This is a genomic window from Candidatus Nitrosopumilus sp. bin_7KS (assembly GCF_054095835.1).
This window is the reverse complement of the sequence record NZ_JBSWSO010000007.1, coordinates 1-25,662: the sequence shown is the minus strand read 5'-3', so window position 1 is coordinate 25,662 and position 25,662 is coordinate 1. Positions and strand designations below refer to the sequence as shown.

Below are 25,662 nucleotides of genomic sequence, written 5' to 3'. Positions count from 1 at the left end.
TTCCTTATTGAAATGAAATTACAAGTATTGATGTTTTATCAAGATGATCCAAAAAAATGCACCGCTGCCAAAATGGTAAAATTCGGTCTTGCACAAAACATTAAAAAAATTGGTTCTAAAGGTTTAGTGTTAGATCCATTTTCTGAAAAAACTTTACTTCCTAAAGATAAATCGATAATTAACACAATAATTGGTATAGATTGCTCTTGGAATTTGGTAGATCAGGCATTTTCAAAAAAATTTTCTGGTATCAAAAGGAAACTACCTCCATTACTTGCTGGCAATCCTGTGAATTATTCAAAATTAAATAAGTTAACTACTGTTGAGGCATTATCTGCATCTTTGTTTATTTTAGGTTCTAGAGATCAGGCTTTAGAGTTACTTGACAAATTCAAATGGGGTCATACTTTTTACGAATTAAATCACAACCTTTTAGAAGAATATTCCAAGCTTGAAAATGAATTACAAATAGATTTGATTTTAAAAGATTATGGTTTAATCTAATTTCTTTTTTTAAAATATATTGACACTGTGATAATTATTATGATTGGTATTGCCCAGAACCAATATTCTGATTTATTTTCAGTAAATTCTATCTCATCTGTTTTTACTAGTGGTAAATTATTTTCACTATTGGTTACAATAAAACTAGATTCGTAAAAATCTGGCTTTAAAACTGAGTCTGATATTGCAAATATTTTGATATTATTTGCTCCTATTCCTAAGAGATTTGATTCAATAGATGATATTGTGATGTTAGTGTTGTCCTCAGTAACAAAATATGTGTTTGAACTAATATTTTCACCATTACTATTTGTTAAAAAATATAAAATTGAATCTGAATTTCTTGTTTTTACATTAATGTTTATTTCATCTCCTTTCTGTATTGATTTTTTAATCTCTATTTTTTCAATTGTAGGGAACTCTGCTTTTTCAAATATTGACCACTCCCCTTTTTTGAATGGATATGAATCATTATCAAATGAAGTAACTTTGATGGTTCTTGATTCTGGAGAGTATGATTCTAAATAAAATGGCCCATTACTTATCACTGCATGCTGTTTATTTTTAATCCAGTCTATTGAAGAGTCATATCTTGATTGATAATATTCTGAACTTTCATTGTTTTCACTAAATGCTATTGGGGTGTGGTTTGATTTTTTGAATTCTTCCAAATACCCTTTTATCGTATTTGCATCATTTGGGATGATCAAAGATAACCAGTTTACATTTTTACTTGTAGCGCCTGATCTAGAAAATGATACTTTGCCATCAGTTACTGCTTTCTCCATCGCGGCAGTAATTTCCCAAGGGATTGTATTCCATAATGCTGCCCACTCTGCAATCTCTCCTTCATCAAAGTGCCAATAATCGACATAAACTTCGATGGTTTTGTCATCTACTAGATTAATTCCTTTTATTGTCTGAATACTTTGTGCAGCTCTTGGTGTGAATTCGGTATCAAATGTTTTATCATTTTCATCTGTTTGAGTTCCCCACTCTACTGTAAAATACAATGAATGTAAGATATCATTCATATCCATTTTTTCACCATTGTGCCAATTACTGAATTTAAAATCATATGTTACCTTGCTTGTTGACTGTGCATTTGCTTCTACTTTTTCCCATTTTTTAATAATTGGATTCCACATTATTGCCTCTTGAGGAATGTTGATTTTATTATTTGGTCCTTCACTTTCAACTTCCCATGTTGCTCTTATGGGAAATGTTTCTCCAGTGAAAGGGTGTTTGAATGTTGCAGGATCTGAGATAATTCCCCAAATGTGTCTACTATACGTATCTCCGAACCCCATCACTGGATTCCATGCTCCTTGATAGATTTGCTTAACTCCTATTACTAGTTCATCATTACCATTCTTTGCATTAATTGGTGTAAATCTACTTGGAACTCCAGCTCCGAAATCATTTACAATTCCGCTGGTTTTTTCATTTACAACATACTGGTCTATTTTACTTGCTAAAAAAATTCGTACTGATTCATTAATCCCCTCAACTACTGCGTCTTGAATTAATTTTGTTCTTTGCTCTGATGTTTCAAAATCTCCTGTGTAGATTTTTTGAGTTAATGAATCTAATTTCTCATTTTCATAATTCCAATATGAAGGGTCATTAAATCCTGGCATATTTGAAAACCAAGGCGCATACATTTGTCCTATTCCTACTGAATCATATCTTACAAATGCTGAACGTCCCCATCCTTCTGTATACAAATTCCATTTTACCTCTGAAGGATTTGAACCATACACTACTACGAATGCTTTATTCAAATCTCCAAATTCTTTCTTAACCTCAAATCCAATTCTTTCTAATTCGACTGATAATATTTCCCCTATTGATTTTCTTACTGGATCATCACTTCTGATAAAAATTGTAATTTCAATTGGACTTCCGTCGATTTGCCATTTCCCATCCATTTTAGTTGCTCCTTTTTCATTTAGATTTTTTGAGATGATTTCATTTGCAAGTGATGGGTTATATCTGAAATTAAACGTCTCTAGTTGTTCAATCACTGTAAGGTATTCTGGATCTGATGGACTATAGTATGAAATAATTGGTGAACCATAACCCCCCATCAATTCATTTACAATTAGTTTTCTGTCTACTAGGTAATTCAAAGCAAATCTGGTATCTTTATTTGAAAAAGGATTAAACTTTTGAGATTCAGCAGGATTTATCAAAATACTATATGATCCTCCTGCAGAATCAAATACCTGTAATCCCTTCCTGCCTTGGTCACTTTCTAGTCTGTCTGGTGATATTGTGAAATAGTAGATGTCCAGATTTCCATTCCTAACTTCTTCTAGTGCTGTATTTTCATCTAAATATTGAATAAATTTTACTGAATCAAAAAATGTATTTTTTTCTGCAAATGATTCATCATATAGAATTGATGTAACTGAAAAAGCTAGTATGATAACTAGCATTTTTTTCATATTGATTATTTTAAAACCATATACTAAAACCTATATCATAATACCCTGGTGTTAATAGCTCCTAAAACCTATATTTCCATCATGGAACAAATACAACAATTGAACATTAACCCCAAAATGATAACTGGATTACAGGGCATTATACAGGGAGGTGTATCTGTTAAAGATTTTTCCGCTGTTACAAAACTAAGTGATGTTGAATCTAAAATAATTTTAGATGAATTTATTGAAAATGATATTGGAACAAAAGAAAATAATTCATATCTTTTTGAAGACGGTGATAAATTAAAGACTGCAATATTCTTACTTGAAAAAGGATATTCTATAGATGAGATCTCTATTGCTTTAGAGTGGAGAGATTTTGAAGGTTTGACTGCAGAAATTCTATCTGAAAAAAATTTTGCAGTAATGAAAAATATGATGTTGACAAAACCTAGAATGGAAATTGATGTTGTTGGAATTAGACTTGGCATTGCAATTTTAATTGATTGTAAACATTGGAAACGTTATAGCTCATCTGCGTTATCTACTGCCGTTAAAAAACAAATTGAAAGAACAAAACAATATGTTGAAAAAACCCCTGGAGCAATCGCTGTGCCAGTAATAGTGACGTTATATCAAGATAAAATTGATTTTATTGAGAATGTGCCGATAGTTCCTATCTTTCAATTCGCTTCATTTATTGATGAATTTTATGGCAATATTGATAAAATGAATACTATAGGAACAGACTAGTGACAAAAAAGACCACTCCTCCTATCACAAATCCCTTGGTGATTTTCAATGAATTATCTAATGCCTTGGAGTAGTCCTCATAGATTCCTTGCCCCATCACTTTCACACTTGTCTCATTTTCTAAAATTTCAAATTTTGCTGTAGTGATGTTGGCCTCTGCACTTTTTGCAATTGCAAAGAACCATTTTGCAAGTTTCTCGGCACTTGTAATTAATCCTAATTGATAGTACCCGTTTCTGTTTCTTGCTTTAACTGGTGCATAATGCGTATCTGAAGTACATATTTCTAACAGTTGGTAGTCCTCCTTTGCAAAAATATCTATGATTTTTTCTCTAATTCCATTTTCCATATTGTTTGCATCTGCCCATCCGAGAAAATATTTTTTATTATTAATGTTGAGACAAATAATCCCAAGCCCTCCCATTCCTAAATCTTCTGTCCATACATCCATTTGATCCGTATTGGCATAGCCTAATTCGATAGGAAAACTTTCTTTTGAAATTAATGTATCCAAACAAGATTTTGCAGCTTTTAACATGTCCTCACCATCTTCCTTTGAAATTTCCTCCCCCATTGCATTATGACAATCAACAATCATTGTTTGTGAATAATTTTTGTTGTTTGCGTACTGTTCAATTTCTGTTTTCATATAATCTGGAATATCTTCCATTCCATGTGGGGATAGTGACAAAAACAATAATGGATTATTTCCAAAAAGTAAACCAGTAACTCTTGATTTGTTAATTTGAACAATCACTGGTTCTGTGCATTTGGCACCTTCATCTCTTACTTTGGTATTTTCTAAATTTTGTAAATATTTTTCAACTTCATTTCTTGATGGGAGATTTAATGTATGGTTTGATATGCTATGCATAACCATGGCTGATGATGATAAATTTTTATAAATTAGGTAGGGAATATTACTTCCACCTACTGGGTGATAGGGTCCTGGATGAATTTCTGGCAATATGATTCTGAATTCCTTATCTCCATTATTCATAGAAAATTTGATTTGTGATGTTGATACTTTGGTTTCATTTGAGCGCTGTTCCATGAGCTCCTCTGCATCTTCAAAATCATTTCCTTGAGAAGCAAGATATGCTTGAATTGTTTTATGTGTACTTTCCATTGCAGGTCTTCCAGCTCTATCTGTAACAATTGACCATACACTTGCAATTATCATAAATGATATGCCATATCCTAAACCTATTGGTTCACTAAGTATTGAAATCCACAAATCTTGTGGGATTAATACAAGATACATTGATACTGGTTGAATGAAGCATATTGCCCATGCTTTTTTGAGACTTGCTCCTAAAGTTGTAGTGTAAATACCAATTCTAAAACTAGCAAAAAGCAATAACCCAAATACTATGAAAAATGGTTCAATATCTTTTGATAACACAATGCTTGAAAGTATGCCCATCAACAGTGTAACTGTCCACAACATGTTTGCAAAAAGAGATGAATGCAAAGATTTTGAGTATTCTTTTTTCTTTGAAAATCTTATATCTAGTAATTGTGTTAATGCTAAAACTCCTAAAACTATTGGTAACCTATACCAGTTTTCTTCAAAACCTAAATTACTCAAATATCCAAAATATATTGCTAAAACAGTTACAGATGCTACAACCATTGAAACAACCAGTGAAAAATATTTTGATCCTGGATTTACTAGAGTAAGGGAAAATCTATTGTGTATATTTGAAACGTCGTCTATTTCTTGTTCCATTATCCCTTCACGGAGCTAAAAATAAATCTGCTATCCATGAAATGGCAATTAAACTAATTGGAATTGTTACCACTATTTTTGGATCTAATTTGAATCCCTTGGTCTCATCTTCAAAGAATCTCATGAGACCTCCACTTGATGCTGGGAGTGGTGCTGATTTTTTATCTGCCATTACAATTCGTCATCGCGGATTTTAACATAAAAACTTTATTCATCAAGTAAAATTTGACTTTAAATCGCATTTTTTTCTAAATTTGGCTCAATTCTGTATTATTCAGTTCCTTTTGTAATTAGAACTGGGCATTTGGCATGTCCAACTACTCCATTTGCAACGCTGCCTAACACCATTTTCCTAAAACCAGTTCTTCCATGAGAACCCATTACAATCAAATCCACATTGTTTTTTCCCGCAAAAGCCACTATTCCATCTGAAGATGAAGGGTTGTGGATTATTGCTATTGAGAATGGTATTTTTTTAGAATTTGCTTGCTCTTCTAGTTTTTTTAGCATAACCGTTGCTGTATCTTCTTCTTCATCCTGGATTTCCTGCAATCTTTCAAGAGAAATCCCGGCAGAATCGGATAATTTCGATTGTAATACTGTCATAACTGTGAGTTTTGATTCAAATTTTTCTGCTATCTCCAATGCTTTCTCAAATGCCTTTTGTGAGTATCCTGAACCGTCAAAGGGAACTAAAATATTTTTCAATGCATTGTAACATTTGTTTTAGAATTTATACTGTGTGGTTGATTTTAAGATCAGGTTTTCTTTTTAGCAATTTGTTTTAGATGCTTTCATAACCAATAGTTCTCATCCCTGCACAGGGCTTTTTTCCTTTACTCCAACATTTACAAGAACAAGAAACAGCTTTTCCGCTTTCTAAGTCTTTGACAACTTTATGAAAAACTCCTTCTCTTATTTTTGATTCAATTGATATTGTTACATATCTATCAGGGTTCATAATTTTTGTAGATGGATCGTGAACTTAAGATTTTCTTTATTATTTTCCTTTAATCTTCTCAATAGTTTCTAATAATGAGTTAATTGTTTTTAAGATATTTTGTTGTTTTTCATGATCTTTTTCTTGCTCAAGTTCCTTTGAAAGTACCTCTAATTTTTTCTCAAATGTTTTTTCTATGGGGGTTGTCTCATTTAGTGGATTTTCAATGATTATCTCTTTTTTCTCTGGCTGTCTCCCACAACTAATACACAATGCTTGACCTGCTTTCATCACTCTGACGCCTGCACAGTATGGGCAAGGTTCGCTAAGTAATGTTGCTCCTTGAAGGAGCATCTCAGCTGCTTTTTTTGTAAGTTCTTCTGTCACTATTTTCCTTTAATTTTCTATCTAAAAAATCCGTTTATTTTTTATTTTTTCATAATGTTCAAACAAGGCTTAATAGTGTGAATAATTGAATTTAGTTCGAACGAATGGCAGTAATTTGTAATACTTGTGGTCTACCCGAAGATTTGTGCGCATGTGGTGAACTTGCCAAAGATAGTACTAAAATCATTATCAGATTAGAAACTAGGCGTTTTAAGAAAAAGGGTACTATGATTGAAGGATTGGATCCTAAAATAAATAATCTGGAAACTGTAGCAAAAGATCTTAAAAACAAATATGCCTGTGGGGGAACTGCCAAAGAAGGTTACATATTTTTACAAGGAGATCATCGTGATACAATCAAAGATACTTTGATTCATTTAGGATTTGCAGAAGACACAATAGAATTACATTAGAGCGCAATTGCAAAATACAAATAAAATAATCCAGTCTATTGGAATCCCATTTACTGCATTACTTTCAGTAGTTTTTGGTTTACTTTTGGTTTCATTCCCTATTGGAATTTATGTAATTTTTGAAACTAATGTGGGAGGTGATATTAATTTTGAATATCCTTTAACTCATTTGGATCTTTTTGATGGTACTGATTTTTACAAATCTCCTCTTGATGTTAGTCTAGGCGATGCATTTGTTGTGTTGTGGACATTTTATCTTGTTTTTTTTGTTATTGCTCTTCTTGGACCTCGTCATAATTTTTTCAAAACTCTTTCGCCCATTATTTCATTTGGAAAATATGATACGCGTGTAAATTACATGATTGGAATTACTAAATGGTTTTCAATTTTAATTTTAATTTCAACTCTGATAAACTATGTTCAAGAAGGAATTGGCCTTGAAATTGTCCCTCCTTTGGCTGAAAATAATTTAATCCAGTTTTTTTATGTAAGTTTAGCTCCTCTTCTTGAAGAGTTTGGGTTTCGTCTAATCTTAATTGGTGTTCCGTTATTTGCTCTCTATTCTGCAAAAACTTCTTTGAGATATTTTGCTAAATGTTTGTGGAGTCCTGCTAATTTGGATATTTATGATGCAAAAAAAGCATTTCTTTTAATTATTTTTGTTGGCGTTTTTTTTGGATTTGCACACATAGCATTTGGTGATTCTTGGAGTACTGGGAAATTTGCCCAAGCTGCAACAAGTGGTATAGTTCTAGGTTGGGTATACCTTCGATATGGGTTTGTTGTTTCTCTCTTAATTCATTGGGCTGCAAATTATTTTGTTTTTTCATATGCAAATTTTATTTCCCAGATTAATGTAATTTCTATTGAAGGTGCATTTTCACATTCTCTCATGTCCACTTTAGAAATCTTGCTGCTTGTGACGGGTATTTTTTCAATATGCATTTTATTTGTAAATAGATTTTATTCTAAAAAAGCGTCTACCTTAGAGGTTTAGTGCTACCTTCAATCCTTTGTATCTATTTCTAATTGTTACTTCTGTAACTCCTGCAGCTTCTGCAACATCTCTTTGAGTTTTATTTTCACCGTTTGTAACACATGCTACATAAAGTGCAGCAGCTGCCAACCCCATTGGATCTTTCCCTGCTGATATCTTTTGTTCTTCAGCTGTTTGAAGAATTTTTGTTGCTTTTCTTTTTGTTTTTTCAGATAATCCTGCTTTACTTGCAATTCGTGAAATACATTTTACAGGATCAACTACTGGCATTTTCAAATTTAATTCTCGAAGTAATAATCTATAACATCTTGCAATATCTTTACGCTTAATGTTGCTTGCTTGACCGATGTCTTTTAGAGTTCTTGGTGTTTCAGTATCTCTGCATGCTGCATAAAGTGCTGATGCAATCAATGCTGAAATGGAACGACCCCTGACTAATCCTTTCTCTAAAGCCTTTCTGTAAATGTAAGCTGCTTTTTCAATAACTGAATCGCCTACTGCTAGTTTATCCTTTAATCTGTCCAATTCACTAAATGCTTGTCTAAAGTTTCTGTCTACTGGTTCATGGACTTGACTTCTGCTATCCCAAGTTCTTAATCTTTCAATAGTACTTTTCATTGCTGCAGTTAATGGTTTACCCGTAGCGTCTCTATTTTGTGGATTGATTACCGTGGCTAACCCCATATCATGCATTGCAAGTGATGTTGGAACCCCTGCTCTACTTTTGTTCTCACCTTCGTTAGAAAATGACCTCCATTCGGGTCCTGATTCTTCCACTTTGTCTGTAATTACAAAACCACATTTTCCACAAAAATTCTCCCCTGTATTGGCATCTGTAACTAGAGTACCCTTTCCACATCTGGGACATCTGTCTTTTGGATTAGTTGTTTTAACCATTTTCTTTCAAAACTTTTTATGATGATATTTAACATTTTCTAATTTATTGCTTATAAGTATGTCTGAGATCTCGTACCTAAAATGACAATTTTTTTATATTTTAAGGAACTTTTTTTATTTTGATGCTATTATTTTTCTAATTTTTTCTGATATCTCTGGCTTTTCATTTTGCTCTAGCAAAAACTTGAGATCCTCCATGTTATCTACATCCCACATTATTCTTTTCACAAATACCATTGCAACATTGAGTGTGTGCTCTTTTGCAGTGTTCATGTGGATTTTGTAACTATCTTCATCATAATGAGTCTCCATCAAGTCTATTGGCATTCTTGCCAAGGCATTGGTACCATCAAATCTTCTAGAAGGGACAATTATTGCAAAATTAGGGTGCATCTTGTAGTTTAACATAAAATCAATATCTTGAGTTTTGATAAATGGGATATCTTGTGGAAATACTATTGATGCATTAAAGTTATTTTCCAAAAGATATTTGTCAGCTAAAGCAACTGCACTGTTTACACTCTCTTCTTTTTCATCAATGATTGTAACAGTATTGAATTTTTTTCCAATCTCAATTGCTTTTGCTTCTTTAGTTACCATTATTGTTTTTTCAATTTGCGGTGAAATTGACAAAGTATGTAAAATTTCTTCTAACATAACTTTGCATAATTCTTCAATCTGCTGTTGAGATAAATCTAAACGGGTTTTTGCATTTAAGAAAGTCTTTACAGGAATAATTGCGGCTATTTTCAAATTACACGTGTACTTGTTTTAAAATGAAATTTGCTAATGCGTCTTCAGCAATTTTATTTTTCATAGTAATCTTTGTTTCAAAAACCTTCATGTCTAAACTCTGAATTTTCTTTACTAGCATCTTGTCTTTTGGGTCTACGATGATATTTGCACATACGTCGGAATACATCTTTGCTAATCCATAAGCATTTGATTCGATTCCTGCAGCTTGCATGTATTTTGCTGCAGGTCCACTAATTGCATTATCTCCGATTAATGGGCTGACTGCAACTACTTTTTTCTTTATTTTTGATAATTCTTTTCTAATCCCTTTAATCTGTAACATTGGACCAATTGATGTTAATGGATTTCCTGGTGCTAAAATTACCATGTCTGCATCATGGATTGCATTTATTGCCTCTGGATTTGGACGAGCTTTGTCTGCTCCGATATATTGAATTCCTTCAATTGGATCTTTACCTCTATGTTTAACATGGTATTCTTGTAAATGTAATTCTCCTTTGTCTGTGGTAATTCTTGTTTCAATACTGTTATCTGTAACTGGTATGATGTTTGCACTTACTGCAAATTTCTCACACATCCATTTTGTAATGTCACTTAGATTTTTTCCATTTTTCAACATGTTTGTTCTGATTAAATGAGTGGCTGCATCTCTGTCTCCTACTCTAAACCATGTCTCTTCACCGAAAACTTCCATTTGACGTAAAAAGTTGAATGTGTCTTTCTTCATTCCCCATCCTCTTTCTTGATCAAGTAAATCTGCTAATCCGTATACTATGGTATCAATATCTGGACAAACATAAAGTCCGTATAGCCAATAATTATCTCCAACGTTACTAATTACGTTAACTTTGGATTCTTGAGCCACTAATCCTCGGACTAGCTTGACTGAACCTGTTCCACCTGCTAAGACTGTTATCATATCATATTCCTCTAAAACTGTATTTACAGTGTTTGTCACTCAATATTACTTTTTCAAAAAATTACCGATCTAGATAATTAGGATAAGTTTATTACTGTAATTTCAGGGATTTTACTCGTGTCTCGGGCTGTGATATTGTCTGTTTTGCTAGCAACTCTTATTGTTGTAGGTGCCAGTACTCCTGTTTGGGCAGCACAATTAGATGCTAGAATTAACCCTAATACTGAAACTTCCCCTTTCAAAATAACTTATCTAAAAACTATCTTTATTGAATATCCAAATGGCGGAAATCTTTTTGATGAATTACAAGGAAAAGAATGGACTGTAGATGGTACAGCTGATTCTTCAAATCCTGGAGTTCAAGCACTTATTGCAGAATTAAATCGTGGAATTGCCAATGATGGTAGTCAAGCACAAATCAGTGACTTGAATGTATCTTATGACTTTCATCTCAAAGCTAGAAACATCAATACTTCAATTGACTATCGTGTAATATTACAAGGCACATTAAGTGATTATGTAATTACAGATGATGGTCAAAGATCTTTGGTTGATTTAGGTTGGAGAGGGTTAACTACTGATAAAGAAATTATAATTGATGGCGTTGAAATCAATATTCCAATTAACATTTTACGAGACCATGAGCCAGAAGTATTCACATACTTTGCTGGAACTGAAGCAGAAGATGTTTTAGGAAGACATCTCATTAATGCTGATTTTATTTTAGAACAACCATTAACAAACTGGCACTTTCTATTTGATCCAACTGGAATTAATGTAGATGCTGGTACCTTTGGACTGGATGACGAAATCGCTGGATTTGTTGTATCATCATGGACTATGGGTGAAAGCAGCATTCGAGAAGGAAGACAAGTTGAAAGAGTTTTTGCAGCTGAAGTGATAGCTGATCAACTTTATGTTGTTAGAAGTGTTCAAGCAGCTGACACCGCAAACTTGTCTACTATTGGATTTGGTGCTTTAGATAAATTGGATGGTGTTGAAATCGCTGGTGTAACTCCAACTCCTCCTGCTGATTATATGACTACGTCAACTGGTGATTTCCCTGTGATGATAGTTTATGGAATGGCTGGAATAGCTGCAGTTGCAGGTATTGCATTTTTCTTTATCAGTAGCAGATCACTCAAAAATGAAACACAAGGTCAACAAGGAATTGATCCAAATAGACTAGTTGGCTATCAAACTAGTGCCTCTTCTGGTGGATATCAAACCAATAGAGGTGAGGCTCATCTGAAAGATGATTCTGATTATCAGCAAACTAGAACTGTGTATGAGAGCACTGCTCCTCAGGAAACTACGACTCCTCCTCCAACAATGGCTAATCGTGAAGAGGCTGCATGTGGATGTGCATCTTCGGCAGAAATGGGCTCTGAATGTGATTGTGAAATGCAAGGTTCTTGTCTTTGTGATGCATCATGTGGATGTACTGCAGATGTTTGTAAAGAACACGTTAGCTCCATGAGTTAATCATAGTTTCATATCTTTTCATATAATTTCATATTTCCACAAATGGAAAGATTCTCTGTTGTTTGATCTTTTTGTAAAAAAATAATTCATGAACCTTGAAAATACTAGTATTACGTTAATTTGGTATGTCTGAAAGACTTACAATCATGCTCAATAGTGATATTGCAAAGAAACTTAGATCCTTACAAGCAAAAAAAATCAAAGAATCTTCATCAACTGTGAGTTTTTCTAGAATTGTAAATGAAGTGTTAGAAAAAGGTCTCAAATAATTTTAGTTCATTTCTTTTTTATGAATTGTCCTGATGTGTCTTTCTAGGTGTCCTTCTCCAGCAAGATGTTTTTTACAATGGGGACATTGGATCCTTTTTACCATTTCTTAAATTCATATCTTTTATGAATTTCATATATTCATTACTCTTGTATTAAAAATATGTGTGCTGGGAGTAACCCTCCTTCTGTTTTCACGATATTTCGCTTTGCAGCCTACCTGAACTTAGTACAGGAACTATTAGTTCTGTTTGGCTTTGCTCCATGTGGGTCGTCTTTTTCATTCCTTTTATGGAAACCTCAGGTTTTGCCATCATAGTGCGCCATATTGGATTATTTTCTGCTCCGTTGCCAACCATCTCTGATTATCTATCTCCAGATCACATTTCCTGTTTGGAGGGAGGAGTTTCCTCTGCCGTAGCAGCGTGTCGTGCTCCAGCTCACATGGTTGCTGTATTTTGTTATGGGATTTGAGTATTACTTTTCGGGTTTTGTGCCTATGATGAACAAAGTACCGTGTTCTCGTTTCCATTTCTTTTTGTTTTTCAAATCTTTGATATTTTTTGTTTTTACATTAAATCCTGCTTTTTTGAAAAATTCTATCCATTCTTTTTTTGAATGTAAATGCATTTGAATTTTCATTATCCCTGCCCATCTTGCAGTTGCTTTGTTATCTGTGTAAAAATCAGTTCCACAGAAAAATTGTCCGCCAGGTTTTAATAATTTGAATATTTTTTCAAGTGCAATTTCAATAGAGTCTGCATAGTAAAGTGATTCCATAGAAAAAATGAAATTAAATTTCCCTCTGTAATTCATAGATTCTATATCTGTGTGGATGTATTCTTCTTTTTTACTCTCTATCTTTTTTTTAGCCTGAATGATCATTTTTTTACTTTTATCTATGCCTATGGATTTTTTGCAAAACTTTTCTTTTGTAATTTTTCTTACTACCCATCCATTTCCACAACCCACATCTAAAAATGTAAATGGTTTATCAAATGACACTGATTCTAAAAATTTTAAAACATTTTTTCCATGCTCTTCCTCCATGAGTTCTGCCCTTCCATTTTGAGCCCATTTATCAAAAGTTTCTCTAACTTTATCCATGAGTTTTAATTATTTTATTTCCAATATATTCTTCTTCTTACTGATCTATACCATGAACAATTTCTACGTATTTCTTATATTTAATTTTCAATGATTTCTTTTGAATATAATTGCCTGATGAATCTTGTCGAAATTGTGGTGGAAAGTTGCATGAATATTCTAAATGTTCTCAATGCTTCAAGTCTAACAGAATGATCTGTGACAAATGTTCGACAATTACGCCAGAGCAATTTCATTCAATTTGTATGTCTTACCAGACAAACCAAACCAACACTGTGCCCCAAATTAAGCCTGGTAACTATTCTATGGTGGTTACCATGGCTTAATTTATCAAAATAATTCAAAATATTTGATACAATAGCTGCTCAAGTTTTAAGTAGTATGAGCCTCGATTTGGATCCGTATGAGTCGAATTCCGGTCGTTTTGAGCCTATTTGTTCTACTTTTGATGCCTGTGTATGCATCAGCTCAAACTCCTGACAGAATTACAATACTTGAAAATTTTGGTAGTTATCATAGTGGAGAACCATTGTTTGTCTATGGCCAAATAGCAAATCTTCTAGATGATTCTTTTTTGATAATGCAAATCATTAATCCTCAAGGTGATTTATGTCAAATTCAACAATTGATGCCATTGTCAAATGGTGCTTTCATTACGGATGTTATTCCATTGAAAGGTCGAATTTGTGGTATTTCTGGAGATTATGAAATAAAGTTATTCTATGGTGATTATTCAAAATCTACAACATTCACTGTTTCATCTGACTCTTTTTTAGAACCTGATGAAGAACAAATGATTTTGTCTGCTCAAAACTTGATAGTCTCTCATAGTAATGTAATTGGAAAATTATTTGATATTCCATCTCCTTTATCTGAACCTTCTTCAAATGATTTATCTCAACTAGAACGTGATTTTGTAGATTTGTGGAGTGAGTTCTTTGTAGATGATTTGATAATTGAAATTGATCCTCTAATCCGACCTACGGTAACTTCCTCATTTGATATAGTTCAAAAATTATTGGATGATGATGAAATTTCTTTTGAAATGGCAAAATCAATTGATGAAACTATTTTTACATCTATTTTTTATTATGAAATTGGGGATAAAACCAAAGCCATTAATTTATTGACTGATGCATTTGTAGATGTAACAAATGTCAATCCTGATAAAGTTACAAATCAAAGAGCTCCTACTTTTGATGAATTAGAAGAGACTCTATTGAATTTGATGAAAAAATCTGATACCGTAATGAGTAAATCTGTAAAAAATGAGGTTGGATTTATTTTTGCAAGGGGAACTGCCCCTGTATTTTCAGATGAGATTGGTGAATTAATAGACGTACTTTCAAAATCTAGATATCTTGATGTAGTTTCTAGAAAACAAAGTGATCTTTATCGATTAGTTCAAAATGACTGGGAGTCTCTAAAACTCTCTCTTATGGGTAAAGAGTCTATAGATGAATTGATTTCCACATCAATGCGTGTTTCAGAGTTACATCAGGCAGCCATTCTTTTAAGAGAATTAGATAATGTTGATAGATTCATCTCTTCAAATTCTGAAGAAAATAGTGATCTTGCCAATTTGATTAAACCTGATTGGAATGTATTAGAGCGTGATTTGGCATTGGCTAGTTCAGTTGAAGATATTCTAGAATCTGAATCAAAAATCCATCAAATGGTCCAAGTCATAGACATTTCTTCAAGAATCAGTAAGAGTGTAGAGATTTCTCAATCTACTGGTGGAAACTCTGCATTAGTTAATGATTGGAAATTACTTTTAGAGCAAGTTGATAGTGCTGATTCTATTGATGATATCTTAAAAATTGTTTCTGAGTTTGATCAAACTATGACCGAATTAAGAGAGAAAAGAAATCCTTTGACAGTCTTGGAATTCCAATATAAATCCATGAAAGAAAAAGCTGAACTTCAAGCTGATTATGAAAATCTATTCTTAATTGATAACGCATTGAAAATTTTGGACACTGCCAAACAAATGGAATCTGGCAGTCCTTCAATAACTAGAATTGATAGGATTGAAGTTTTATTAAGCTGGGTTAGTGACATGTCTTCAAAAATTCAAAATGATTTAGATTCTTACAACAAGGATGCATACAAAATCCGTGCAAGTGATATTTTACAACGTGCAAAATCTCTTGAAAATTTAGTTGAATTGAGTTTGACGAAAAATAGATTCCTTCCAAATTATATTGAATTCGCTGAAACATTTAATGAAAAAATTGACAATGTTCGAGATCTTGTAATTAAAAATGATCTTGATCAAGCAGATGTACTAGTTCGTAATTTATTTGATGAATGGCGTTTAGTTTCTCAGGCATACACTGATGATCCACATGGTTCTGATGTGGGTTACACTGGTGATGAAATCAAACGAATCGAATTCCGTAAAAAATTAGATACTTTTTCAAATATGGTTTCAACTTTCTATAATGCAGGATTTTCAGAATATGTAGATAAATACAACACCATGATGGCAGATGCTGATCATATGATTGAATTGGCAAATTTTGTAGATGCAGAATCAAAGATTTTGGAAATTGGTGACTATCTTAGTAAACATTTGGTTCTTCATAATGACAGTATAATATACGATATTTCATTTGATGCTGAAAAAAACATTTGGGTGATTAACGGTGCTACTGAAAAATCCGTTTTTGACCGACGTGAAAATCTCTATGTGACTGTGTATAATATGGATGGAACCAAACATAGTAGTCTAGAATTTACTGATACAAAACAAGGTAATTTCTTTACTCAATGGATTGCACCTACTGATCCTGGACTGTATATTGTTCTGTTGCAATACAAAGATTCCAAAGCATCTCAAATTGTCCATATTGAGGAAGACTTTGACTATGAATACAATTCTGCTGATTTGAGTATGGTTGAATTGGCACGTGAATTTGAAGAATTACAATCATTTGCTGAAAAATTTGGTGGGAAAAGTTATTCTGAAAATTCTAGATTTGGGTCAGTGATTAATGAAATCGAATTTGCATTCAAAGACAAAAATGCAGAAAATGTAAATGAAAATCTAAACGAATTAAAATCTCTAATCGAAAGATATCTTCCAATACGAAATAAGGCCGCCCCTATTATGGCTGAATATAGTGGAGATAAACTGGTGATATCTGGTGCTCTTTTAAAGACTGTTCAATTCCCTGAAGATCTTTTCATTGACATCTATGATCAACAAGGGAATATTGTAGAAGAGATTGCATTGAAGGATACTGCTGGTGGAAAGTTTAGCAAAGTTGTAAACAAATCATTTGATTCTGGGGTTTATGTAGTTCAGTTGTCTTATCATGATTTAATTGTAAGTGATTTCTTTAACGTAAAATAATTATTTTTTACCTTTCACCAAATTGAATAGTTGTCTAACTACTAGTTTTGGATGATGAGTTGCTAATTTGATCATGTTTGATAAACCAAAATCTGCTTTTATGAAATCTATGAATTCTTCAGGTTTTAGTTCGTTGATAATGTCCAATTCTTTATCCCATTCTTCATCGGTGAGGCCAATCCATCTATCTTGAACTTTACTTGCAGAATTAATTTTTGATTCAATGGCTTTTCTCCAATTTTCCTCATAGGGGTAGAGTGATTTTTTATCTGTATTTCCTGATTTTATGGCATCTGAGGCTACTTTTCCTGCCACTCTTCCAAACTTTATCGCATATCTTATGCCTTCTAACACTAACGGGTTTGCTTGTCCTGCTGAATCTCCAACTAGAATCAAATTATTGAAAACAGTTTTTCTCGACAATCCATCATTTGGAATTAATCCATAATGAAATTCAATTTCAGTTAATTTGCCTAGTTTTTTTATTGGCCCTAATTTTTTCTCAATAATTTCTTTGAGTCTTTGGGTGGGGTCTACATTTGATTCTGGTTTTCCAACACCTACTCCAATTCTGACTATATTATTTCCTAATGGAAATATCCATGCATATCCTGCAGGCGAGTATTCTTGACCTACCATTAACCACCATGTTTCAGAGTCTACATTTTCTGCTTTCATTTCATATTCTGCACCTGCACCAAATCTTTCCCATTGTGGTGCTAATCCCATTGCCTTACAAACTGTTGATGGAAAACCGCTGGCATCAATTACCACTTTAGCATGAAATGTTGTTTCTCCATTAGGGCCGACACCGTTCACTCCTGTGATGTCTCCTTTTTCATTTTTTATCACACTTTTGATATTCATTTTTACAAAAATGTCTGCACCGGCAATTTCTGCTTCGTTTGCCAACCACCGATATGTTTTTCTCACATCTAATACTGCGGCTCTTGGAATTGTATCACTAATTGTGACTTCATTATTGGGAGAACAAAATGAAAAATTCTTAATTGGATTAAAACAATCATCTGGAATTCCAAATTCTTTGATATTTTGAATCCAGGTTACCCCGCTAGTTCTAACCGTTTCTGCAATAGTGTTTTCTTTTTCAAGTAATGCTACCTTGATTCCGTTCTTTGCTGCAGCATATGCTGCTGAGGAACCTGCTGGCCCGCCGCCTACGATGACTAAATCATAATGATGTTCTTCTGACAATTACTTCAATGATGAATACCTAGGATATAATTTTGAGGAATAAGAATTATTATTTTTTTAACACTGGAGTGCCGGTGGTGTCATTTTCTCTTTCTGAATCAAAAGTTCCCATATGTGCAGGATCTCTGTGCATGAAACTATGGGTTTCTCCTTCTGTTTTTCTACAGAATTTTGAATGAATTGTCTCTTCAATTTTTAACGTGGTTTCATTTTCATGAAATAGCCGTTTTCCACAGTCTGGACATATAATTTCAGGCATAAATCCCGTCATCATCAAATCTATTTAGATGTTTCATACTTTTTGTGAAATATTCATTCTCAACCCAAACTTTAGATGTTTATTCATTTGTTGTAAAATGTGGATGAATCTGAAATTGGATCTTTTTTAATGTGGTCTGCTATCACTGGAATTATTATGCTTGTTACTGGATTTAGCTATAGAGCATATTCTAAAAAGAACAAGATCTCTACATGAAATTATTTTAAAATCTAATGTCATCCTTCTGAAGCTGTTTTACCGCCATCTACATTCAAAATGGTTCCTGTAACCCAGTTTGCCTCATCAGATGCTAAATAAAGAACTGCATTTGCAACATCAACTGGTTCACCAACTCTTGCAAGAGGTAGTCTTTCTTCTAACACTTTTCTTGCTTGAGGATCATCCAGATACGGTTTTATCATTCCTGAATTTATAATTCCTGGATTAACACAATTACATCTGATGTTTCGTCTTGCATATTCTACTGCAATTGATTTTGTGAACATGGATATTGCAGCTTTGGTAGATGAGTATACTGCCAAGTGAACTCTTGGTATTGCCCTTTCACTTGAAATTGATCCTACGTTAACTATTGCTCCTTTTTTCACATCTGACATTTTTGAAAGAGCTGCTTTTGTCATGTGGAATACTCCAAACAAGTTTACATCAATCAATTTTTTTATTTCAGAATCTTGCATTTCGTGAAAATGTATCGGGTCATTAATTGCTCCTGCGTTATTTACCAAAATGTCTATCTTACCATATGTATCCATAATCTGATTCACTGCTTGTAATACTTGGGATTCATCAGTCAAATCACATGAAATTGAAGCCGTTGATTCTTCATGACCTATCTCTTTTCTAGTTGCCTCTAATTGCTCTAAATTCCTTGCAACTAAGATTACTTTGGCCCCTTCTTCTACAAATCTCTTGACAATGCCTTTCCCAATGTCACTTGATGCTCCTGTAATTATTGCAACTTTTTCATTTAATCGCATAATATGGTCTTGTTATCCTATCTTATAGAATTTTTGTTGAATTCTATTCGTAATTTTGATTATTTTTTTTCATTAATTTTTTTAAGATATTCTATAATGCCAGTATAGTCAATATCTCCGAATCCTTCCTTTATTGCATTTTCATAAACTTCTTCTGCTTTACTAATCATGGGAAGTTCTATTCCAAGTGATTTTGCAGCATTTGTCATGGTGGTGATGTCTTTTTTAAGATTTGAAAGCGTGAATGTTATATCGTATTTACCTTCTATCATTTTGTAAGCCTTTTTTTCACTCATTCCTGTTTTGAAATAAGTAGAGTTTAAAATTTCTAGAAATATTTTTGGATCAACACCTGATTTTTTTACAAGTGTTATTCCTTCAGATAATGCCAATGCTAACATCGTGATTTGGAGATTCATAGCTAATTTTATAGAATTAGCAACTCCGTTCTCCCCCAAGAAAAATACTTTGTTTGCTATTGTGTCTAACACTTCTTTACAATTGTCAAAACTTTGTTTATTCCCTGATGCCATCAAAACTAAATCTCCAGTTATTGCTACATTTGGCCCTCCCATTACTGGGATGTCTAGCTTTGTTATTCCAGAATCCATAAATTGTTTTGAAATATTTTTTGACTCTGTTGGATCAACTGTACTCATATCTGCAACAATTAGATTTTTGTGATTTCCATATACAATTCCATTATTCTCAAATGAAATCTGTTTTACAGCATCTGCATCTTTTACTATTGTAATTACTAAATCTGATTTTTCTGCAACTTCTTTTGGGGATTCCACAATTGTTGCGCCTCTTTCTTTTAATTCTGCTGATTTTTCTTTTGTTCTATTGTATGCTGTTACTTCATAACCTGAATCAACTAAATGTAAAGCCACTGCATTACCTAGCATACCTAATCCGATAATTCCTATTTTTTTCATTTAGCTTCTCCTGGAATTGTTACACTAATGTCTCTCTTCATTTTGAATCTCCCAATATTTGTTTCCAAATCTTGATGCTACAAATTCTAATTGGCCAATTGTTTTATCTCCTTTTTTGACTTTGGCAAAATCAAATTTTTTCATTTTAATTATTTTTTCTTTTGGTTTGTATCCGCCTTCGATGACTTTTACTTTGAATCTTTTACTTGCTTTGATGATCATCTTTCTTGCATTCTGAACATTACCAATCCATGAAAACATTTCAAACTCTCCAAAATTCTCTGTAGTCACATTGTAACCGTACAGCCTTGCCTCTAGTTTGATGGATTGTACTTTTGCCTGTTCATTTAGCCATGCTATGACTTCTTCTCCGTGTCCTTTTTCTACTCCAAATGTTTCAGAATCTGCCATGTAATTACACTCACAATATTAAACCATAATAATCATTTTCAAATTCTTGTTAAACTAAAATATCGATTCAATTATGATATTTTATGCTTACAATTGATTGCAAAGATGTGGTATCAGTCAAAAATGATTTGCTTGTATTTGTGGCAGATCAAGTTGCTGCAATCCCCACTTTGAAGAATCATCAGTTTACATTGTCTTCTTTTGATGATGATGAAATTATTGACACTACTGCAGTTATTTCTGCAATAAAGGAATTTTTAGATTCTATTGATGAAGGACAAAATTTTGCTGTAATTTCAAATAATGACATGATAAACATTACGTCTATCTCTGGAAAAATAATTGAAAATACCACACCCCAGTCTGAACATGAAATGTTTACATGTACTCATTGTGGATATGTAACACAATATCAAGTTGAATTAAATGTCCATATGCGAATTCATTATATCTAATTCATTTTATAATTTATTTGGTGTCTAGTATCTTTTAATATCTAGAATTCCTGCATCCCATGAAATTAATCATAATCCAATATAGGTTCATTTAATTCTTAAGAATATAATAAACCCCAATTCTATATTGATTAAATTTAACTAAATATTTTATAGAATATTGGGAAATTCCAAATGTTATGATGAAAAATCATGTTATAGTTTTATCTACAATTTTTATCATATGTTGATTTTCAACAGGATCTTTATAAGCACTAATCCCTCAAAATGTTTGTGAAAAAACCTTTGAAGAATAATGTATCTAAAATTTATTGTGAAAAATGTGATTTAATTTTAGAATCTCGTCAAAAATTTGATAAACATATTGAAAGTCATTCGTCTAGTTTTGTATGTGAGGTTTGTCCAATTGACACTGTTATTGCAAAATTTGTAAATTTATTCAAAAGAAAATCTTCTCGTAATTTGGAATAAGTTTTTTTAACCAAGAATCCCTGTTTTTAATTATGAATAAAATAGGCGTGATTATAGGCGCCATAGTTATTGCAATTATTGCTGGGGCTGCTGTATCCTTTTCCACATCTACTTCTGAAACTGTTAATTTGGATATGGGCAGAACACATGGAACCATTTCAACTGCAATGGGTTCTCCGATATTGGGTGATCCTTCAGCTCCAATCACTATTGTAGAATTTGGTGATTACCAATGTCATCAATGTTATAATTGGTTTCACAATACAAAACCTGCAATAACTCGTGATTATATTGAAACTGGAAAAGCAAATCTAGTTTTTGTTGATTTAGCCTTTTTAGGACGTGATTCTCCAAAAGCAGCTCAGGCATCTTATTGTGCTGAAGATCAAGAGATGTACTGGGAATACCATGACATGCTTTACAATTTACAAGAAGACAAAATTGATAGTGGATGGGCAAATTCTGAAAGGCTGAAAGCAATTGCTCTTGATTTAGGTCTAGATGATAAACTGTTTGAGAGTTGTCTTGACTCTGGAAAATATTCTAAACGTGTACAATACAATAGTCAACAAGCAAGAGATCATGGCGTGAGAGGAACTCCTGGTTTCTTTATTGTTGGTCCTGATGGACAAGAGCAACTTGGTGGTGCGCAACCTTTCTCTGTGTTCAAACAAGTGTTGGACAAAATGATCTAATGGTATCTGCAATTAATCTTGTATTTTCAAATTCAAAATATCTTTTTTTATCAATTATCCTTTTTTCAACCATGTTAATTGGCCTGTTAATTATATCTGAGTATATTTTCTTAGAACCCTATGTAGTTAGCCATATCCCATCTGGAACTGAATTTGGATTTGTTCTTATTGTTACAATATCTGCTTTATCTGCCATAGTATTACCGATGAACATATTTCGTATCAATATACTGAAAAAATCAAAACAAAAAATGGGTGGAGGTGTTTTTGGTTCAATAATTGGAGCTGCTGCAGGTGCATGTAGTTGTGGTCCTATTGGGTTTGCTGTAATCTCGACATTTGGTTCTGTTGGCGCTACGGCAACAGCATTTTTGACAAATTATGAAACTCCCATCCGAATAATTGCTATTGGAATATTGGCAATCACTTACTTTACTTCCGTAAGATCTTTGAAAATTGAGTGTAAGTTTGATCCAAAGATATGATGTATTAGAAATCACCACTTAGACAAACAATTGCAACCTTGGAATGTATCTTGCAGTTAATTCGAGTGTTTGTATGACCATCCTCTATATTCCAATTAGGCCTGGTAGACGAGATCCAGAATCTGATGAAATAGAAGATGCTGAAGACTAGTATTCTCTCTAAATTTCTACATTGATTTGATACATTTCATAAATTTCAAAGTCGAGATATTTATTTGCCTTTTTCGGGTTTAACATAATGCAGAATTGGAATTTAATTTTTGGAATTTTCATAATTTCTAGTCCTATTCTCTTTGCAATGATTGCATTTCCAGACTCTATATCTTGGAGTTGGAATGAAGGAAGAGGAGGTTATTTCTTTGCTTTGATATTTGTTGTTGCTGAATTAATCGGATTAAAAATTGTGATTTCAAAGAAAAAATTATTTGCTGTAATTCCTTTAGCTGTGGCTACAATTGTTTATCTTGTTTCATTAGAATATGGTTTAAGAGATTACATTATTGAATCTGCAAAATATTTTGATGTACAATTAATCTATTCTTGGACTTGGATGTGGGACTTTGTTGTAATGGCAATTTTTATTGTTGTTGCATTGAGTATATTCTTTGGAAAACGTTGGATTAGAATTGCCCCTGCTGGTCCAATATTTCTTACAGGTACTGCCATAATTCTTTCACTTGACGCATTTTTCCCATATGATACACTTGGTCCTTTACAATATATCGTCCCATACTTTGTACAAGCAAATGTTTGGATAATTACTGTACTTGATCTTGGAACTGCAGTTGCTAAAGACAATGTAATGTTCTTACGTGGTGACCATGGTTCAATGGCTCTTCAAGTCTTTTGGCCATCAGCTGGTGTTCATAGCATCATAATTTTCTCATTAGTGATTGGGGCATTCATGCTAAAACTAAACATCCCTAGAACTAGAAAGGCAATTTACTTTGTTTTAGGAATTATTGGAACTATTATCGTCAATCTAATCCGAATTTTCTCATTATCTTGGTATGCGCTTAAAGTTACAACTGATCCTGTTGCTTGGGAAGAATATCATAAAATTGCAGGTGAGATAATGTTCTTACCTTGGCTATTTGCGTTCATTTTAGTAGTAATTATCATTGAATCAAGACGCCTTAAAAAATCCGAAAAATAAATGATATTTTAAAAATAAGAAGTAATGTCGCTTTGTCCCTGAATTTCTGAAAGTTCTGAGACTTTAACTCCTAGTCTTCTAATTGTAATGGTTTGATTTTCTAATGCTTCTTTTAATAATTGATCAGCTGTTTTTTCTAATTCTGCAATACTGGTAGTGGGACTTCTAAGCATTCTTGATTTTGATTTGTTTGATAAATCTGATCGTATCAAATGTATGCCAACTGATTTGAACATTTGATTATTTTTTTTAACTACATTATGTACTTCTTTACAAAGTTCTATAATATTTTCAGATAAGAATTGATAATCTTTTGAATCTTGCTTTAATGTTGTAATTTTACTATATTGTATTCGTGCATCACGTTTTTTTACTGGTTCATTATCTATTCCTCTAACTGCATTGTAGATGTATGCTCCAGTCTTTCTGCCAAATTCTTTGTTTAATGTGAAAATATCTATTTTTTTCAAATCTTGAATTGTTTCTAAATTCATTTCTAAAAATTTCTCCTCAGTTTTTTTACCAATGCCTGGTATGGTTCTAATTTTTAATTGATCTAAAAATATTTCAACTTTTTCTGGTGATACTGTAGTTAAACCATCTGGTTTTTGAAAGTCTGATGCTATTTTTGAAATTAATTTATTTGGAGAAATTCCGATTGAGCAGCTGAGTTTTATTTTATCTCTAATGGAATTTTTTATTTGTTGTGCGAGATGACTTGCTTTTTCAAAACTTCCTTCTACTCTGCCTGTTACATCTAGATATGCCTCATCTCTGCCAACATATTCAAAAATATCTGCATACTCTTTCATGATCTCCATTGCTTTTTCTGAAATTTCAGTATAGAAATCAAAGTCAACTGGTAAAAAAACTGCATCTTTTCTTTCTTCAAGTCTTTTTTTTGCAAATGCAATTGGAATTCCTGATTTAACTCCGTATTTTCTGGCCGTATAATTTGCAGTAGCAATGGCCCCACTATCTCCTCCTCTATCAGAATAAACACAAACACATACTGGTTTTGATTTTAGTTCTGGAGATCTTGTTTCTTCACATTGGGCATAAAAATAATCAAAATCTATGTGGAAAACTACTCTTGTTTCCAATACTCTTCTGGACTGTTTTGATTATTACTATATTGTGTATTCATCTAAATATTGATGAAGAATAGTATTTCCATGGAATATCCTGTATCTGTGGATGAAAATGGTGTCAAGTTTAAACCTGAAAAAATGGAAAAGGAAAAACTCTATCACTGTATTTTTAAAAATAAAGTAATGCTGGTGTTCAAGGATTCTCAAGATGTGATGAATTGCTATGAGATTGAAGAAGTAGATCTAGTCGAGCAAATCAAGAAAATAGACAATGATGACGATCTTGAAAAACTATTTGAAGACTATTTGAAAGGAAATACCTGAAAAATTAAATAAAAGCGAGAGAGAAATTCGGTATAACAGGAATTTAAAATTGAGCAACAATAAAAAATCAAAAGACGCAGAAGACATTTTATCCGAATTTGGCTCTAGAGTTAAATCTGAACCAGAACCTGAACCAACACCAGAACCTGAACCAACACCAGAACCTGAACCAACACCAGAACCTGAACCAACACCTGAACCAACACCAGAACCT

Annotated in this window: 29 protein-coding genes and 1 other RNA gene; 13 read left to right on the top strand and 17 right to left on the bottom strand. The window is 32.8% G+C overall.

All coding sequences use genetic code 11. From position 1 onward, the window contains the following. Nucleotides 1-12 precede the first annotated feature (12 nt). Nucleotides 13-504 carry a DUF367 family protein gene (locus ACW9W4_RS08845; RefSeq protein ID WP_457762101.1) on the top strand — a complete coding sequence of 164 codons (492 nt, stop codon included), beginning with the start codon at nucleotides 13-15 and terminating at the stop codon, nucleotides 502-504. On the opposite strand, the gene ACW9W4_RS08840 is transcribed toward ACW9W4_RS08845, so the two are convergent. Then, a complete protein-coding gene (locus ACW9W4_RS08840) occupies nucleotides 501-2,954 on the bottom strand; it encodes an ABC transporter substrate-binding protein (protein ID WP_457762100.1) in 2,454 nt (817 codons plus the stop codon). The two genes, ACW9W4_RS08845 and ACW9W4_RS08840, sit on opposite strands and share 4 nt — an antisense overlap. A gap of 81 nt (nucleotides 2,955-3,035) precedes the next feature. On the opposite strand from ACW9W4_RS08840, the gene ACW9W4_RS08835 reads away from it, so the two are divergent. Beyond that, nucleotides 3,036-3,689: a hypothetical protein gene (locus tag ACW9W4_RS08835; protein WP_457762099.1), complete on the top strand. Its 654-nt coding sequence runs from the start codon at nucleotides 3,036-3,038 to the stop codon at nucleotides 3,687-3,689. Here ACW9W4_RS08835 and ACW9W4_RS08830 read toward each other — a convergent pair. The 5 genes from ACW9W4_RS08830 to ACW9W4_RS08810 all read right to left on the bottom strand — a co-directional run bounded on the left by ACW9W4_RS08830 (nucleotide 3,673) and on the right by ACW9W4_RS08810 (nucleotide 6,748). Next, nucleotides 3,673-5,421, bottom strand: coding sequence for a DUF2070 family protein (locus ACW9W4_RS08830; protein WP_457762098.1), 1,749 nt, complete (start codon nucleotides 5,419-5,421; stop codon nucleotides 3,673-3,675). The two genes, ACW9W4_RS08835 and ACW9W4_RS08830, sit on opposite strands and share 17 nt — an antisense overlap. 7 nt (nucleotides 5,422-5,428) lie before the next feature. After that, complete coding sequence (locus ACW9W4_RS08825) at nucleotides 5,429-5,593, bottom strand: preprotein translocase subunit Sec61beta (protein ID WP_457762097.1); 165 nt, start codon at nucleotides 5,591-5,593, stop codon at nucleotides 5,429-5,431. Nucleotides 5,594-5,691: 98 nt separating this feature from the next. Further along, nucleotides 5,692-6,129, bottom strand: a complete 438-nt coding sequence (locus ACW9W4_RS08820) for a universal stress protein (protein ID WP_457762096.1) — start codon at nucleotides 6,127-6,129, stop codon at nucleotides 5,692-5,694. Between the two features lie 76 nt (nucleotides 6,130-6,205). Beyond that, nucleotides 6,206-6,382 carry a hypothetical protein gene (locus ACW9W4_RS08815; protein WP_457762095.1) on the bottom strand — a complete coding sequence of 59 codons (177 nt, stop codon included), beginning with the start codon at nucleotides 6,380-6,382 and terminating at the stop codon, nucleotides 6,206-6,208. A 39-nt stretch (nucleotides 6,383-6,421) separates the two neighbouring features. Beyond that, nucleotides 6,422-6,748, bottom strand: coding sequence for an Sjogren's syndrome/scleroderma autoantigen 1 family protein (locus ACW9W4_RS08810; RefSeq protein WP_457762094.1), 327 nt, complete (start codon nucleotides 6,746-6,748; stop codon nucleotides 6,422-6,424). A 104-nt stretch (nucleotides 6,749-6,852) separates the two neighbouring features. Here ACW9W4_RS08810 and yciH point away from each other — a divergent pair, with 104 nt between their 5' ends. Continuing rightward, on the top strand, nucleotides 6,853-7,161 hold the full coding sequence (gene yciH / locus ACW9W4_RS08805) for a stress response translation initiation inhibitor YciH (protein WP_179362104.1): 309 nt from the start codon (nucleotides 6,853-6,855) through the stop codon (nucleotides 7,159-7,161). A 7-nt stretch (nucleotides 7,162-7,168) separates the two neighbouring features. Next, nucleotides 7,169-8,158, top strand: a complete 990-nt coding sequence (locus tag ACW9W4_RS08800) for a CPBP family intramembrane glutamic endopeptidase (RefSeq protein WP_457762093.1) — start codon at nucleotides 7,169-7,171, stop codon at nucleotides 8,156-8,158. Here the strand turns inward: ACW9W4_RS08800 and ACW9W4_RS08795 are convergent. The 3 genes from ACW9W4_RS08795 to cofD all read right to left on the bottom strand — a co-directional run bounded on the left by ACW9W4_RS08795 (nucleotide 8,147) and on the right by cofD (nucleotide 10,730). Continuing rightward, entirely contained in the window at nucleotides 8,147-9,055 is a 909-nt protein-coding gene (locus ACW9W4_RS08795; protein ID WP_457762092.1) for a transcription initiation factor IIB, read from the bottom strand. The genes ACW9W4_RS08800 and ACW9W4_RS08795 overlap by 12 nt on opposite strands. Before the next feature lie 114 nt (nucleotides 9,056-9,169). Continuing rightward, on the bottom strand, nucleotides 9,170-9,808 hold the full coding sequence (gene cofC, locus ACW9W4_RS08790; protein ID WP_457762091.1) for a 2-phospho-L-lactate guanylyltransferase: 639 nt from the start codon (nucleotides 9,806-9,808) through the stop codon (nucleotides 9,170-9,172). A 1-nt stretch (nucleotide 9,809) separates the two neighbouring features. Further along, on the bottom strand, nucleotides 9,810-10,730 hold the full coding sequence (gene cofD, locus ACW9W4_RS08785; protein ID WP_457762147.1) for a 2-phospho-L-lactate transferase: 921 nt from the start codon (nucleotides 10,728-10,730) through the stop codon (nucleotides 9,810-9,812). Between the two features lie 117 nt (nucleotides 10,731-10,847). Here cofD and ACW9W4_RS08780 point away from each other — a divergent pair, with 117 nt between their 5' ends. After that, entirely contained in the window at nucleotides 10,848-12,215 is a 1,368-nt protein-coding gene (locus tag ACW9W4_RS08780; protein WP_457762090.1) for a hypothetical protein, read from the top strand. 125 nt (nucleotides 12,216-12,340) lie between these two features. Beyond that, on the top strand, nucleotides 12,341-12,484 hold the full coding sequence (locus ACW9W4_RS08775; RefSeq protein ID WP_179362100.1) for a hypothetical protein: 144 nt from the start codon (nucleotides 12,341-12,343) through the stop codon (nucleotides 12,482-12,484). 163 nt (nucleotides 12,485-12,647) lie between these two features. On the opposite strand, the gene rnpB is transcribed toward ACW9W4_RS08775, so the two are convergent. Further along, an RNA gene (rnpB, locus tag ACW9W4_RS08770) (RNase P RNA component) lies at nucleotides 12,648-12,926 on the bottom strand. A 33-nt stretch (nucleotides 12,927-12,959) separates the two neighbouring features. Next, complete coding sequence (locus tag ACW9W4_RS08765; protein ID WP_457762089.1) at nucleotides 12,960-13,589, bottom strand: class I SAM-dependent methyltransferase; 630 nt, start codon at nucleotides 13,587-13,589, stop codon at nucleotides 12,960-12,962. Between the two features lie 403 nt (nucleotides 13,590-13,992). Here ACW9W4_RS08765 and ACW9W4_RS08760 point away from each other — a divergent pair, with 403 nt between their 5' ends. Then, nucleotides 13,993-16,950: a hypothetical protein gene (locus ACW9W4_RS08760; protein WP_457762088.1), complete on the top strand. Its 2,958-nt coding sequence runs from the start codon at nucleotides 13,993-13,995 to the stop codon at nucleotides 16,948-16,950. Here ACW9W4_RS08760 and ACW9W4_RS08755 read toward each other — a convergent pair whose 3' ends face one another. The 5 genes from ACW9W4_RS08755 to ACW9W4_RS08735 form a co-directional block, all read right to left on the bottom strand. Next, nucleotides 16,951-18,165 (bottom strand): NAD(P)/FAD-dependent oxidoreductase, encoded by a 1,215-nt coding sequence (locus tag ACW9W4_RS08755; protein ID WP_457762087.1) that lies wholly within the window; start codon nucleotides 18,163-18,165, stop codon nucleotides 16,951-16,953. It lies immediately after the preceding gene. A 49-nt stretch (nucleotides 18,166-18,214) separates the two neighbouring features. After that, complete coding sequence (locus tag ACW9W4_RS08750) at nucleotides 18,215-18,424, bottom strand: hypothetical protein (RefSeq protein ID WP_457762086.1); 210 nt, start codon at nucleotides 18,422-18,424, stop codon at nucleotides 18,215-18,217. A gap of 236 nt (nucleotides 18,425-18,660) precedes the next feature. Continuing rightward, on the bottom strand, nucleotides 18,661-19,422 hold the full coding sequence (locus tag ACW9W4_RS08745; RefSeq protein WP_457762085.1) for an SDR family NAD(P)-dependent oxidoreductase: 762 nt from the start codon (nucleotides 19,420-19,422) through the stop codon (nucleotides 18,661-18,663). 59 nt (nucleotides 19,423-19,481) lie between these two features. Continuing rightward, complete coding sequence (locus tag ACW9W4_RS08740; protein WP_457762084.1) at nucleotides 19,482-20,360, bottom strand: NAD(P)-dependent oxidoreductase; 879 nt, start codon at nucleotides 20,358-20,360, stop codon at nucleotides 19,482-19,484. A 24-nt stretch (nucleotides 20,361-20,384) separates the two neighbouring features. Then, nucleotides 20,385-20,771 carry a hypothetical protein gene (locus ACW9W4_RS08735; protein ID WP_457762083.1) on the bottom strand — a complete coding sequence of 129 codons (387 nt, stop codon included), beginning with the start codon at nucleotides 20,769-20,771 and terminating at the stop codon, nucleotides 20,385-20,387. Nucleotides 20,772-20,854: 83 nt separating this feature from the next. On the opposite strand from ACW9W4_RS08735, the gene ACW9W4_RS08730 reads away from it, so the two are divergent. From ACW9W4_RS08730 to artG, 5 genes are all read left to right on the top strand, one after another. Continuing rightward, nucleotides 20,855-21,226, top strand: coding sequence for a C2H2-type zinc finger protein (locus ACW9W4_RS08730; RefSeq protein WP_457762082.1), 372 nt, complete (start codon nucleotides 20,855-20,857; stop codon nucleotides 21,224-21,226). Between the two features lie 273 nt (nucleotides 21,227-21,499). Then, on the top strand, nucleotides 21,500-21,697 hold the full coding sequence (locus ACW9W4_RS08725; RefSeq protein WP_457762081.1) for a hypothetical protein: 198 nt from the start codon (nucleotides 21,500-21,502) through the stop codon (nucleotides 21,695-21,697). A 32-nt stretch (nucleotides 21,698-21,729) separates the two neighbouring features. Continuing rightward, complete coding sequence (locus tag ACW9W4_RS08720; RefSeq protein ID WP_457762080.1) at nucleotides 21,730-22,392, top strand: DsbA family protein; 663 nt, start codon at nucleotides 21,730-21,732, stop codon at nucleotides 22,390-22,392. Beyond that, nucleotides 22,392-22,877 carry a hypothetical protein gene (locus ACW9W4_RS08715; protein ID WP_457762079.1) on the top strand — a complete coding sequence of 162 codons (486 nt, stop codon included), beginning with the start codon at nucleotides 22,392-22,394 and terminating at the stop codon, nucleotides 22,875-22,877. Before ACW9W4_RS08720 ends, ACW9W4_RS08715 begins: the two co-directional genes overlap by 1 nt. A gap of 238 nt (nucleotides 22,878-23,115) precedes the next feature. Continuing rightward, entirely contained in the window at nucleotides 23,116-24,033 is a 918-nt protein-coding gene (gene artG, locus ACW9W4_RS08710) for a thaumarchaeosortase (RefSeq protein ID WP_457762078.1), read from the top strand. Nucleotides 24,034-24,041: 8 nt separating this feature from the next. Here artG and dinB read toward each other — a convergent pair whose 3' ends face one another. After that, nucleotides 24,042-25,136 (bottom strand): DNA polymerase IV, encoded by a 1,095-nt coding sequence (dinB, locus tag ACW9W4_RS08705; protein ID WP_457762077.1) that lies wholly within the window; start codon nucleotides 25,134-25,136, stop codon nucleotides 24,042-24,044. A gap of 72 nt (nucleotides 25,137-25,208) precedes the next feature. Between dinB and ACW9W4_RS08700 the strand changes: the two genes are divergently transcribed. Next, nucleotides 25,209-25,448, top strand: coding sequence for a hypothetical protein (locus ACW9W4_RS08700; protein WP_457762076.1), 240 nt, complete (start codon nucleotides 25,209-25,211; stop codon nucleotides 25,446-25,448). Nucleotides 25,449-25,662 lie beyond the last annotated feature (214 nt).

Excerpts from the sequence above, each read along its gene's own strand:
- ACW9W4_RS08765 (WP_457762089.1), bottom strand. The coding sequence starts at position 13,589 with ATGGATAAAGTTAGAGAAACTTTTGATAAATGGGCTCAAAATGGAAGG.
- ACW9W4_RS08760 (WP_457762088.1), top strand. The coding sequence starts at position 13,993 with ATGAGTCGAATTCCGGTCGTTTTGAGCCTATTTGTTCTACTTTTGATG.
- ACW9W4_RS08835 (WP_457762099.1), top strand. The coding sequence starts at position 3,036 with ATGGAACAAATACAACAATTGAACATTAACCCCAAAATGATAACTGGA.
- ACW9W4_RS08825 (WP_457762097.1), bottom strand. The coding sequence starts at position 5,593 with ATGGCAGATAAAAAATCAGCACCACTCCCAGCATCAAGTGGAGGTCTC.
- ACW9W4_RS08715 (WP_457762079.1), top strand. The coding sequence starts at position 22,392 with ATGGTATCTGCAATTAATCTTGTATTTTCAAATTCAAAATATCTTTTT.
- ACW9W4_RS08795 (WP_457762092.1), bottom strand. The coding sequence starts at position 9,055 with ATGGTTAAAACAACTAATCCAAAAGACAGATGTCCCAGATGTGGAAAG.
- ACW9W4_RS08720 (WP_457762080.1), top strand. The coding sequence starts at position 21,730 with ATGAATAAAATAGGCGTGATTATAGGCGCCATAGTTATTGCAATTATT.
- ACW9W4_RS08740 (WP_457762084.1), bottom strand. The coding sequence starts at position 20,360 with ATGAAAAAAATAGGAATTATCGGATTAGGTATGCTAGGTAATGCAGTG.
- ACW9W4_RS08815 (WP_457762095.1), bottom strand. The coding sequence starts at position 6,382 with ATGAACCCTGATAGATATGTAACAATATCAATTGAATCAAAAATAAGA.
- ACW9W4_RS08750 (WP_457762086.1), bottom strand. The coding sequence starts at position 18,424 with ATGCCTGAAATTATATGTCCAGACTGTGGAAAACGGCTATTTCATGAA.
- ACW9W4_RS08830 (WP_457762098.1), bottom strand. The coding sequence starts at position 5,421 with ATGGAACAAGAAATAGACGACGTTTCAAATATACACAATAGATTTTCC.
- ACW9W4_RS08730 (WP_457762082.1), top strand. The coding sequence starts at position 20,855 with ATGCTTACAATTGATTGCAAAGATGTGGTATCAGTCAAAAATGATTTG.
- ACW9W4_RS08845 (WP_457762101.1), top strand. The coding sequence starts at position 13 with ATGAAATTACAAGTATTGATGTTTTATCAAGATGATCCAAAAAAATGC.
- ACW9W4_RS08775 (WP_179362100.1), top strand. The coding sequence starts at position 12,341 with ATGTCTGAAAGACTTACAATCATGCTCAATAGTGATATTGCAAAGAAA.
- ACW9W4_RS08735 (WP_457762083.1), bottom strand. The coding sequence starts at position 20,771 with ATGGCAGATTCTGAAACATTTGGAGTAGAAAAAGGACACGGAGAAGAA.
- ACW9W4_RS08700 (WP_457762076.1), top strand. The coding sequence starts at position 25,209 with ATGGAATATCCTGTATCTGTGGATGAAAATGGTGTCAAGTTTAAACCT.
- cofD (WP_457762147.1), bottom strand. The coding sequence starts at position 10,730 with ATGATAACAGTCTTAGCAGGTGGAACAGGTTCAGTCAAGCTAGTCCGA.
- artG (WP_457762078.1), top strand. The coding sequence starts at position 23,116 with ATGCAGAATTGGAATTTAATTTTTGGAATTTTCATAATTTCTAGTCCT.
- ACW9W4_RS08745 (WP_457762085.1), bottom strand. The coding sequence starts at position 19,422 with ATGCGATTAAATGAAAAAGTTGCAATAATTACAGGAGCATCAAGTGAC.
- yciH (WP_179362104.1), top strand. The coding sequence starts at position 6,853 with ATGGCAGTAATTTGTAATACTTGTGGTCTACCCGAAGATTTGTGCGCA.
- ACW9W4_RS08840 (WP_457762100.1), bottom strand. The coding sequence starts at position 2,954 with ATGAAAAAAATGCTAGTTATCATACTAGCTTTTTCAGTTACATCAATT.